The organism is Burkholderia sp. 22PA0099 (assembly GCF_047497165.1).
Taxonomy (GTDB): domain Bacteria; phylum Pseudomonadota; class Gammaproteobacteria; order Burkholderiales; family Burkholderiaceae; genus Burkholderia.
On the sequence record NZ_CP163164.1, the window covers coordinates 2,945,148 to 2,955,899 of the forward strand.

The window sequence follows — 10,752 nt, forward strand, 5'->3', positions numbered from 1 at the left end:
ACCGTCTGACACGAAGCTCCACCCGAACCCCGTGCCCCCCGTCGTCCCCACCCCGTACGCCTTCTACTACCTCGACAATTTCGAGCGCGCCCTGGCCTGGCTTGCCGCCCGCTACGACGATCTGTTCGACGCCGCCGAACTCGGCTTCCTGGAAGCATTCGCAGCCTTGCCGCAGCCATCGCGCGCGCTGCTCGTGCGCATGCTGATGCGCAGCGGCCCGTATTTCCGCGAAAGCAAGCTGGCCTACGACGAGATCGGCGCGACGCCGGCCGCCGCCGCGCCGCTGGTGGCGCTCGGCTGGGTCGACGCAGCGCCCGCGTTGACGCTCGACGGCGTGTTCGCGCTTGCAACGCGCCCGGAACTGAGCCAGCGCTTCGCCGCGCCGAAGGGCGCGCGCAAGGCCGAATGGCTCGACGCGCTACGCGCTGAACACAGCGCCGAACAGGCGTTCGAGGCCTGGCTGCCCGCCACCGGCGATCGCGTGCTGGAAGTGCGCGTCGGCGCGCTGTGCGACCGGCTGCGGCTGATGTTCTTCGGCAATCTCCATCAGGACTGGTCGGAATTCGTGCTGGCCGATCTCGGCGTGTTCCAGTACGAACGTGTCGAATTGGCGCCGTCTTCGCGCGCGTTCCAGCAACGCGCCGACGTCGATGCGTATCTCGCGCTGTTCGTCTTGCGCGACGCGCTCGATGTGTGGCCCGAAGCCATGCCGCTCGACACGCTGACAAGCCACGTCAACGCGATCGATTGCCCGCAGCCCTGGCTCGGCACGCGCCGCGCCAAGCTGCTGCACCAGATCGGCAACGCATGCGAGCGTCGCGAGGATTGGGCCGGCGCGCTGGCGGCCTACGGCGCGAGCGCGTGGCCCGGCAGCCGCCACCGCCAGGTGCGCGTGCTGGAGCGCTGCGGCCGCGACGCCGACGCGCTGGCGCTGGCCGAAACGGCCGCCGCGCAACCGGAAAACGAGGAGGAGCGGCAGCGCATCGCGCGGATGATGCCTCGCCTGCTGCGGCGTGCCGGCCGGCCCGGCGCGCGGGCAATGGCCGCCGCGCCGGCCGCACGCGAGACGCTGGTGCTGGCGGTGCCGGACCGATCGCATTCGGTCGAAACGGCGGTGGGCGCGCACCTGAGCGGCGACGGCGCGATCGTTTATTACGTCGAGAACACGCTGATCAATTCGTTGTTCGGATTGCTGTGCTGGGATGCGGTGTTCGCGGCCGTGCCCGGCGCGTTCTTTCACCCGTTCCAGCGTGGCCCGGCCGATCTGCACGCGCCCGATTTCCGGTTGCGACGCGCCGCGCAACTCGACGCGAGCCTGGCCGAACTCGATACCGGCGCGTATCGCGACACCATCGTGCGCCGCTATCGCGAGAAGGCCGGGCTGCAATCGCCGTTCGTGTTCTGGGGCGCGCTCGACGACGCGCTGCTGGCGCTCGCGCTCGACTGCATCGATCCGCGCCATCTGCGCCGCTGTTTCGAGCGCCTGCTCGACGACCTGCGCATCAACCGCTCCGGGCTGCCCGACCTGATCCGCTTCTGGCCGGGCGAGCGCCGCTACGAACTGATCGAGGTGAAAGGGCCGGGCGACCGGCTCCAGGACAACCAGATCCGCTGGCTCGACTACTGCGTCGCGCACGGCGTGCCGGTGCGCGTGATCGACGTCGAATGGGCCGAACCCGCCGCGCAGGAGCGCTGCGCATGAACTACACCGTCGCCGTGCGCGCGATGTGTGAGTTCACCGCGAAAGCCGGCGATCTCGACCTGCGTTTCACGCCTGCTCCGTCGTCGCAGGAAGGCATCGTCGGGCACGGCATCGTCACGTCGCGTCGCGACGACGGTTACGAACGCGAGATCGCGCTGACCGGCGAGCACGGCGGCGTCAGCGTGCGCGGTCGCGCCGACGGCTACGATCCGGCGCTGAACCGTCTGGAGGAAATCAAGACCTATCGCGGCGACCTGAACCGCATGCCGGCCAACCACCGCGCGCTGCATTGGGCGCAGGCGCGCGTCTACGGGCATCTGCTCTGCAAGATGCGCGACCTGGCGAACCTGACGGTGGCGATCGTCTATTACGACGTCGATTCGCAGCGCGAATCGGTGCTGACCGAGACGCACAGCGCGGATTCGCTGCGCGACTGGTTCGAATCGCAATGCGAGCGCTTCGCCGTGTTCGCCGCCAGCGAGGCTGCGCATCGCGAGGCGCGCGACGCCGCGCTGCGCGTGCTGCCGTTTCCGCACGGCGCGTTTCGCAGCGGCCAGCGCGCGCTGGCGGCCGACGTCTATCGCGCGGCGCGCGACGGCCGCGCGCTGCTCGCGCAGGCGCCCACCGGCATCGGCAAGACCGTCGGCACGCTGTTCCCGATGCTGCGGGCGTGCGGCGACGGCTATCTCGACCGCGTGCTGTTCCTGACCGCCAAGACGCCGGGCCGCGCGCTCGCGCTCGACGCGCTGGAACTGCTGCGCGGCGCGCACCGGGCGGCGGCAGTGCAGGCGGGTTCGGTCGGTGAAGCGGCCGAAGCTGCTGAATCCGCTGAAGCCACCGAAGTCACCGAAGTCACCGAAGCTGCCGAAGCCACTGAAGCAGCCCAAGCAGCCCAAGCCACCGTAACCGTCAAACAAGCCGAAGCGCATGCTCCGGCCGCGACCGAAGCCGCATCCCGGCCGGAGGCCGCAGCCGCCGCAACCGCAGCCACCGTCACCGAAGCCCCCATCCTCCCGCTCCGCACGCTCGAACTGGTCGCCCGCGACAAGGCCTGCGAACACCCCGACCGCGCCTGCCACGGCGAATCGTGCCCGCTCGCGCGCGGCTTCTTCGACCGCCTCGACGGCGCGCGCACCGACGCGCTGGCCCGCTACCGGCTCGACCGCGCGACGGTGCGCGAGGTCGCGCTCGCCCACGACATCTGCCCGTACTACCTCGCACAAGAGTTGGCGCGCTGGAGCGACGTGATCGTCGGCGACTACAACTACTACTACGACGGCAGCGCGCTGCTGCACTCGCTGGCGGTGCAGAATCAGTGGCGGGTCGGCGTGCTGGTCGACGAGGCCCACAACCTGCTCGACCGCGCGCGCGGCATGTACAGCGCGACGCTCGACCAGTTCGTCATGGCCGACGCCAAGCGCCGCGCCACGCCCGCGCTGGCCGCGCCGCTCGAACGGCTGAACCGCGAGTGGAACGCGCTGAACCGCGAGCAGACCGAAAGCTACCTCGTGCACGACAAGGTGCCGCAGGCGCTGCTGCTGGCCGCGCAACGCTTTATCGGCCGCGTCAGCGAACTGATGGCCGACGTGCCGCTGTCGATCGAGCCGCAGGTGCTGCAGTTCGCGTTCGACGCGATGCACTTCGTCAATCTGGCCGAGCAGTTCGACACCCATTCGATCTTCGATTCCACGCTGGTGGAGGGCGAGGCGGCGCGCGTGCGCGGCTCGCGTGGCGGCAAGGCCAAATCGGTGCTGTGCGTGCGCAACGTGATTCCCGCCGATTTCCTCGCGCCGCGCCATGCGCTCGCGCGCGCCACCGTGCTGTTCTCGGGCACGCTGACGCCGTTCCATTTCTATCTCGACACGCTCGGGCTGCCGGACGCCACGCCGTCGCTCGACGTCGACGGGCCGTTCCGCGCCGAGCAACTGGCCGTGCGCGTGGCCGGGCATGTCTCGACGCGCTGGCGCGACCGCGACAGCTCGCTGGCGCCGATCGTCGAACTGATCGCGCGGCAATACGCGGAGCGACCCGGCAACTATCTGGGCTTCCTGAGCAGCTTCGATTACCTGCGGCGCGTCGTCGAACTGATGCGCGAGCGCCATCCCGACGTGCCCGTGTGGATGCAGGAACGCGGCATGGACGAGGCCGCGCGCGACGCGTTTCTCGCGCGGTTCCACGACGGCGGGCGGGGGGTGGGCTTCGCCGTGCTGGGCGGCGCGTTCGCGGAAGGCATCGATCTGGTGGGCGACAAGCTGATCGGCGCGTTCATCGCCACGCTCGGGCTGCCGCAGGTCAACCCGGTCAACGAGCAGATGCGGCGCGCGCTCGATGCGCGCTTCGGCAGCGGCTACGACTACATGTATCTGTTTCCGGGCGTGCAGAAAGTGGTGCAAGCCGCCGGCCGCGTGATCCGCACCGAGCGCGACGAGGGCGTCGTGCACCTGATCGATGACCGTTATCGGCGGCGCGAGGTGCAGCGGCTGCTGCCGAAATGGTGGCGGATCGATTGAGGCGGCGCGGCGGGGCATCGATCGCGACGACCTGTGTTCCAATATGCCCGCGGTGCGCAGGCAGGATGTCGATACCCGAGTGCACCGAACAAAAAGACATGCCGGCCATTTGATCATCGCGATTGCCGGATTAGATCGTGCCGAGCACGGGGGCAGCGCATTGTGACGGATCGGTTCGTGGTGGTATATGAAGTTGCTGCGCCGAACGGCGTTTGGCTCGCTCCCTGGATTGCGGGTGTGCTCGTCGCTTCGGTCCTGTTGCTGGTGCTTTTCGATTTGACGGACCGCACCCGGCCGCTGCTGTGGCCGAGGCTCAAGTCGATCTCGATTGCATCGCCGAAGGAATGGATTGCCCTGTGCGCGCCGTTCGTGATGGCAGCGTGCGCTGTGATGGTGTTGCTGGATGATCATGCAGCCGAACGGCGTCAGCAGGTTTTCGCCAGTGCGCTCGCGCATGGCAAGGTGCAGCAGGTCGAAGGGCCGGTCACGGAATTTATGCCGATGCCATACGGAGGGCACGCACTCGAACGTTTTTGCGTCGACGGTACGTGTTTTTCGTATTCCGATTACCAGCCGACCGGCGGATTTAGCAACACCGCCTCGCACGGCGGCCCGATCAGGGCAGGGGAAGTGGTCAGGGTGAGCTACCTTTACGGCACCATCCTGCGGCTGGAGATGCTTGTCGGCCGCCCACCGATACACGCCGCAACGGCAGCAAGGCCCTGATCAGACGGTTGCGTGTTCCTCGGCCTTTCCTGCGTGGCCCTCTGCTGCTGCCGCTTCCGCCGGGATCCCGATCTTCCACACGAAAACCGGCTCCGTGCCGTTGACCGACCGATCCCCGACGATCCGCGCCTTGTAGATCACCGGATTGTGTGACGACACCGTGCGCGCATTGCGCCAGTGCCGGTCGAGCGCGGCGGCTTCGCGCGTGGCCGACGCCCCGAGCGCGTTGAACAGATGCGAGCCGGCCCGCTGCGCCAGCTCGCTGATTACCACCTGGCCTTGTGCCGACTCCAGTTCCGCGTCGACGTTGGCTGCGTGCTCGGCCGGCGTATCCGCGCCGTCGTGCAACTCGTAGGCGCGCTGGGCCGGTTCGGCCGCGCGCACCGCGATCGCCTCGGCCGCGTAGGCCCACGACGCCACTTCGCCCACCACCTGAAGGATCTGCGGATCGTCGGCGGCGCGCGCGGCCGCGCCGTGGCTGTAGACGCGGCGGCGCTCGCGCACCAGCCGCGCCGTGTCGCGTTCGGCGGCGCGCGCGATGCCGGCCAGCGTCGCCAGATGGAACAACTGGTAGAACGCGGTCTGGTAGCGGAAACGCTGCGAGAACGGGATCAAGCCGTGCGGATCGACGCGCGCGCCCTTGAAGCGCGCCGTGCCGCTGGCGGTGGTGCGCTGGCCGAAGCCGTCCCAGTCGTCGGCGATCTCGACGCCGGGCTGTTTGGCGGCCACGGCCGCGATCACCGGCAGGCCGTCCTCGGCGCGCTGCGCGTAGACGTCGATCCAGTCCGCATACAGGCTGCCGGTGGTGTAGAACTTCTCGCCGTCCACCACCCATTCGCCGTCGCGCCGGTGCACCTTGGTGCCAGCCTCGCCGATCACGGCTTCGCCGATCTCGCTCCAGGCGTTGCCGGCCAGCTCGCCGGCGACGAAACGCGCCAGCCAGACGTCGCGCGCCTCGCCAGGCGCGGCGTTGAGCCAATCCTCGACGAACGCGAAATGGCCGCGCAGCGCCTGCGGCAGGTTCGAATCGGCGGCGGCCAGCTCGGTCAGCAGCCGGAACAGTTGCGGCAGCGACGCACCCGAACCGCCTGCGTCAGTGGGCACGCGCACCGAGCCGAAGGCCGCCTCGCGCAGCCAGCGGATCGGCTCGACCGGGAGCGTGCGGGTTCGGTCGCGCTCGGCGGCACCTTCGGCGATGCGCGCGAACACGGGGCGAAAGCGCGCGGCGAGCGCGTCGTAATCGGTGCCGGTGGAGAGGGTCGGGCGGTCGGCGGTGTGCGGCATGGCGTGTTGTCCTCGCTGGTGGATCGAAATCAAGTTATACGAAGCCGTGCATACCACTGGCAACGAACGAGTTTGCGAATCGATATTCCATGAAGAAGGATAGCTAAGAGGCAATAAAAATAATGCGCGGCACGTTGGTTTTCATTTTAATTAATCTTAGGTGCCTTATCTGGCGCTGATTCGATATAAAAATAAACATTGTAAGTTTGTGATTGACGCTCCGAAAAACCGCATGTTAATTTTGCGCCGTCTTCGAATGCATTCGAAGATGTAGAAACATAATGAAAACTGTATTTTCAATCACGTATGGGGAACGACATGGCAGAAATCTATCCGTTCAATCACACTGGCAATTTCACGATCGGCAAGCTGGGCCTTCCGGGCGGCCTGCTGCTGAAGGCGATTCTCACGGTGCCGCAAACCAGCAGCAAGGTCACCGGCCACGGCGTGCTGACCCAGGCCACCAACCCGCCGCTGCATAACGAAACGGCGTTCAATGGCTCGGTGCACGCGCTGGGCCTGGGCGAAGCCAAGCAGGTGTACGCGCTGCAAGGCTCGGCGATTCCGCCGCTGCTGGGCGCGCCGCATGTCACGGAACTGGTGATCCAGCTCGACGGCATCTGGGGCAAGACCGGCAAGGCGTCCTACACGTACGTGCTCGGCGATACCGTGCATCGCATCGAAGATCAGGATGTCGCCGTGCAATGGCTGCTGCAAAACAGCGAACGCGCTGCCTGAGCACGTATTAATTTTGTAATAAACCCGCCCGACATGATCGGGCGGGTTTTATTTATTCAAGTGTTTAAGGCGTGGCGATTAATCGCGCGAATTAGTTTCGCCCCGCCGCACCGCCGGATCATTCAGCAATTCCCCCAGCGTGCGAATCGCCCGTTCGATTTCATCGCTCCACGGATGGCCGAAATTCACGCGAATGCAATTCGCGAACGCATGCGAGGCTGAAAAGATCGGCCCCGGCGCAAGACCCACGCCGAGTGCCAGCGCACGCGCATGCAGCGCCATCGCATCGATCTCGTCCGGTAATTCGATCCATACGAAATAACCGCCTTGCGGGCGGGTCCAGCGCACCTCGCGCGGCAGCCAGCGTGCGATCGCGCGGGCCATCGCGTCGAGCTGGGTTTCGAGCGCGCCGCGCAGCTTGCGCAGATGGCGGTCGTAGCCGCCGTGTTCGAGGTAATCGGCCAGGCCGGCCTGCACGGGGATGCTGGCCGAGAGGGTGGTCATCAGCTTCAGGCGCTGCACGCGCGCCGCGAAGCGCCCGGCCGAGGCCCAGCCGATGCGGTAGCCGGGCGCGAGCGTTTTCGAGAACGAACTGCAATGCATGACGAGGCCGTGCCGGTCGAACGCGCGCGCGGGCAGCGGCGCGCGCGGGCCGAAATACAGCTCGCCGTACACGTCGTCCTCGATCAGCGGCACCTGATGGCGCGCCAGCAGTTCCACCAGCGCGCGCTTGCGCGCCTCGGCCAGCAGCGCCCCGGTGGGGTTCTGGAAGCTCGTCATGAACCAGCAGGCGCGGATCGGATGGCGCGCGAGCGCTTCGGTCAATGCATCGAGATCGAGGCCCGTGACCGGATCGACGGGAATCTCCACGGCGCGCAGGTCGAGCCGCTCGATCGCCTGCAACGCGGCGTAGAAGCCGGGCGCTTCCACGGCCACCACGTCGCCGGGGCGCGTGACGGCCATCAGGCACAGGTTCAGCGCTTCGAGCGCACCGTTGGTCACGACGATCTCGTCGAGCGGCTGCGCGATGCCGAGCCCGAGATAGCGCAGCGCGATCTGGCGGCGCAAGGCCTCGTTGCCGGGCGGCAGATCGACCACGGTGCTCCACGGATCGAGCTCGCGCGCGGCGCTGGCCAGCGATTTGGCGAGGCGCGGCAGCGGGAACAGCGCCGGGGAGGGGAACGCCGAGCCGAGCGGCGCGATGTCGGGGCGCTTGACGGCGTCGAGCACGGAGAACACCAGTTCGCTGATGTCCACCCGCGTGGACGGCGGATGCGCGGCATCGGCTGTCGCCTGGGCTGCCTGGGCCGGGATGGCGGCCAGCCGCGCGCCCGGCGCGACGAAATAGCCCGAGCGCTCGCGGGCGCGGATCAAGCCCCATTCTTCCAGCAGGTAGTAGGCGCGGAACACGGTCGACTGGCTGACGCCGTGCTGCGCGATGATCTGGCGCAGCGACGGCAGCCGTGCGCCCACGGCCACGTTGCCCGAGCGGATTTCGTCGGCCAGCGCGTGCGCGAGCGCTTCGTAGCGCGTGCCGGGGGCGGCCGTGCCGGTGCGGCGCGTCATCGTGCGCGCCTCGCGCCGCCTGCACGGCCCACGGCGCGCGCGCGAGGCGGGCGGCGGGCGAGGGAGGCGGGAAGTCGGAACATGGCGGGGCGCTCGATGCAAGGAAGGCAGGACGGCGATTGTAGGGGATCGATCGATGGCCGAACAGTCGGCCGAACGGCCAGGGCGATGGTCCGACCGGCGCAGCGCGCCCAAGCCGACCAAGCCGACCAAGCCGACCAAGCCGACCAAGCCGAAACACATCGTCCCGCGCGAGCCACACCCGGCGAACGCCAACCAGGTGCCACCCCTTCCCAGCGCAAGCCCTTTCCTTTTCAGGTTTAATCGGTTGGTCGCGTCGATCCGTCGCACTAGCATGACGCGCATCGACATCCCTCGCGCCGCTTTCACCCCCATCACGCGGCGCGTCCCACATCCCCCCGGAGGAAACCCGCTATGGCAACCCGCTCGCTCGGCAGTTCGGATATCCAGGTGTCGCCGCTGATGTTCGGCGGCAACGTGTTCGGCTGGACCGCCGACGAAGCCACGTCGTTTTCGCTGCTCGACGCGCTCGAAGACACGGGCATCAACTTCATCGATACCGCCGACGTCTATTCGGCCTGGGTGCCCGGCAACCAGGGCGGCGAATCGGAAACGATCCTCGGCAAGTGGTTCAAGCGTTCGGGCAAGCGCGAACGCTTCGTGCTTGCGACCAAGGTGGGCATGCTCGAAGCGCGTGCCGGGCTGTCGCGCGAGAACATCCTGAAGGCCGTCGACGATTCGCTGCGCCGCCTCCAGACCGATTACATCGACCTGTATTTCTCGCACCGCGATTTCGCCGATTCGGCCTCGCTGGAAGAAACGCTGGGCGCGTACCGCACGCTGGTCGATGCGGGCAAGGTGCGGATCATCGGTGCGTCGAACTACAGCGGCGCGCGGCTGCGCGAGGCGGCCGAGATCAGCCGTCGCGACGGCCTGCCGGCCTATCAGGTGATCCAGCCCGAGTACAACCTGTACGACCGCGCCGATTACGAACGCGATCTCGAACCGGTCGTCGAGGATCTGAAGCTCGGCGTGGTCAACTATTACGCGCTGGCCAGCGGCTTCCTAAGCGGCAAGTACCGCAGCCAGGCCGATTTCGGCAAGAGCAAGCGCGGCGCGCGCATCGATAAATACCTGAACCCGCGCGGCCTGCGGATTCTCGATGCGCTCGACGCCGTGGCCGAGCGGCACGGCGCGACGCCCGCCTCGGTGGCGCTGGCCTGGCAGATCGCCCGGCCCAGCATCACCGCGCCGATCGCCAGTGCCACTTCGCTCGATCAACTGAAGGCGCTCGGCGAAGCGATCCGCCTGAACCTGAGCGCCGACGACGTACGCCAGCTCGACGAGGCCAGCGCCGCCTGAGCGCCCGATGCGCGCCGGCATTGCCGCCGGCGCAACACCAAGCGGCCCGGTGCACGATGTGCCCGGGCCGCTGCTTTTCTCGCCTGTTTACATAGGCGTGTCGCCGCTCAGGCCGGCAGCTTGCGGAACGCCACCGCGAAACGGTTCCACGCATTGATCGCGCCGACCAGCAGCGTCAGGTCGACCAGTTCGGCGTCGCTGAAATGCGGGCGCACGGCCTGCCAGACGGCGTCGGGCACATGCTCGTGCGACACCAGCGTCAGCGCCTCGGTCCATTCGAGCGCGGCGCGCTCGCGTTCGGTGAAGAACGGCGATTCGCGCCAGACCACCACGGTGGCGAGCCGGCGCTCGGTTTCGCCGTTCTTGCGCGCATCGGCGGTGTGCATGTCCACGCAATAGGCGCAGCCGTTGATCTGCGAGGCCCGCAGGCGCACCAGTTCGAGCAGCGCGTGGTCGAGCGCGCAGCGTTCGATATGCGCTTCGAGCGCGAGCATGGCCTTGATGGCGGGCGGGTTGGCTTGGTAGAAATCGAGGCGGGACGACATGGTGAACTCCGTGTTGGGTGAGGGCGCGTGGTGGCGCGGTGAACACAGAGTAGAGGTGTCGGTGGCTATGAAAAATGTCCAATTTCTGGAATTTTCAGGTAGCCACTAAAACAGGCCGGCCGGACGCCATGCCATCTGCCCGATCGACTGGATCGTGTCATCCGCAGGGACGAAAGCTGCCAAACCGGCGCGGCACGTTCATCGAAATGATTCATCCCGAATAGTGGATTTTGCGAAACGTTGTTGCAGAACGGTCGTGCGAAATGCCATTGCGGAGATTGCATTCATTTTCGTGAAT

General features: G+C 67.4%; 8 protein-coding genes. 5 read left to right on the plus strand and 3 right to left on the minus strand.

From position 1 onward, the window contains the following. Positions 1-31 precede the first annotated feature (31 nt). The 3 genes from AB4851_RS12990 to AB4851_RS13000 all read left to right on the plus strand — a co-directional run bounded on the left by AB4851_RS12990 (position 32) and on the right by AB4851_RS13000 (position 4,938). Positions 32-1,702 carry a VRR-NUC domain-containing protein gene (locus tag AB4851_RS12990; protein WP_414447541.1) on the plus strand — a complete coding sequence of 557 codons (1,671 nt, stop codon included), beginning with the start codon at positions 32-34 and terminating at the stop codon, positions 1,700-1,702. Then, positions 1,699-4,212 carry an ATP-dependent DNA helicase gene (locus tag AB4851_RS12995; RefSeq protein ID WP_414447542.1) on the plus strand — a complete coding sequence of 838 codons (2,514 nt, stop codon included), beginning with the start codon at positions 1,699-1,701 and terminating at the stop codon, positions 4,210-4,212. Before AB4851_RS12990 ends, AB4851_RS12995 begins: the two co-directional genes overlap by 4 nt. Positions 4,213-4,389: 177 nt before the next feature. Beyond that, positions 4,390-4,938 (plus strand): hypothetical protein, encoded by a 549-nt coding sequence (locus tag AB4851_RS13000; RefSeq protein ID WP_414447543.1) that lies wholly within the window; start codon positions 4,390-4,392, stop codon positions 4,936-4,938. On the opposite strand, the gene AB4851_RS13005 is transcribed toward AB4851_RS13000, so the two are convergent. Then, on the minus strand, positions 4,939-6,222 hold the full coding sequence (locus tag AB4851_RS13005; RefSeq protein WP_414447544.1) for an acyl-CoA dehydrogenase family protein: 1,284 nt from the start codon (positions 6,220-6,222) through the stop codon (positions 4,939-4,941). It abuts the gene before it with no gap. A 318-nt stretch (positions 6,223-6,540) separates the two neighbouring features. Here AB4851_RS13005 and AB4851_RS13010 point away from each other — a divergent pair, with 318 nt between their 5' ends. Then, the gene (locus AB4851_RS13010) at positions 6,541-6,960 is read left to right on the plus strand and encodes a DUF1842 domain-containing protein (RefSeq protein ID WP_414447545.1); all 420 of its coding nucleotides are present in this window, start codon (positions 6,541-6,543) and stop codon (positions 6,958-6,960) included. Positions 6,961-7,038: 78 nt separating this feature from the next. Here the strand turns inward: AB4851_RS13010 and AB4851_RS13015 are convergent, their stop codons facing one another. After that, positions 7,039-8,526, minus strand: a complete 1,488-nt coding sequence (locus tag AB4851_RS13015; RefSeq protein WP_414447546.1) for a PLP-dependent aminotransferase family protein — start codon at positions 8,524-8,526, stop codon at positions 7,039-7,041. A 435-nt stretch (positions 8,527-8,961) separates the two neighbouring features. Here AB4851_RS13015 and AB4851_RS13020 point away from each other — a divergent pair, with 435 nt between their 5' ends. Beyond that, positions 8,962-9,909, plus strand: a complete 948-nt coding sequence (locus AB4851_RS13020) for an aldo/keto reductase (RefSeq protein WP_414447547.1) — start codon at positions 8,962-8,964, stop codon at positions 9,907-9,909. 107 nt (positions 9,910-10,016) lie between these two features. On the opposite strand, the gene AB4851_RS13025 is transcribed toward AB4851_RS13020, so the two are convergent. Continuing rightward, positions 10,017-10,454, minus strand: a complete 438-nt coding sequence (locus AB4851_RS13025) for a carboxymuconolactone decarboxylase family protein (RefSeq protein WP_414447548.1) — start codon at positions 10,452-10,454, stop codon at positions 10,017-10,019. Positions 10,455-10,752: the final 298 nt, after the last annotated feature.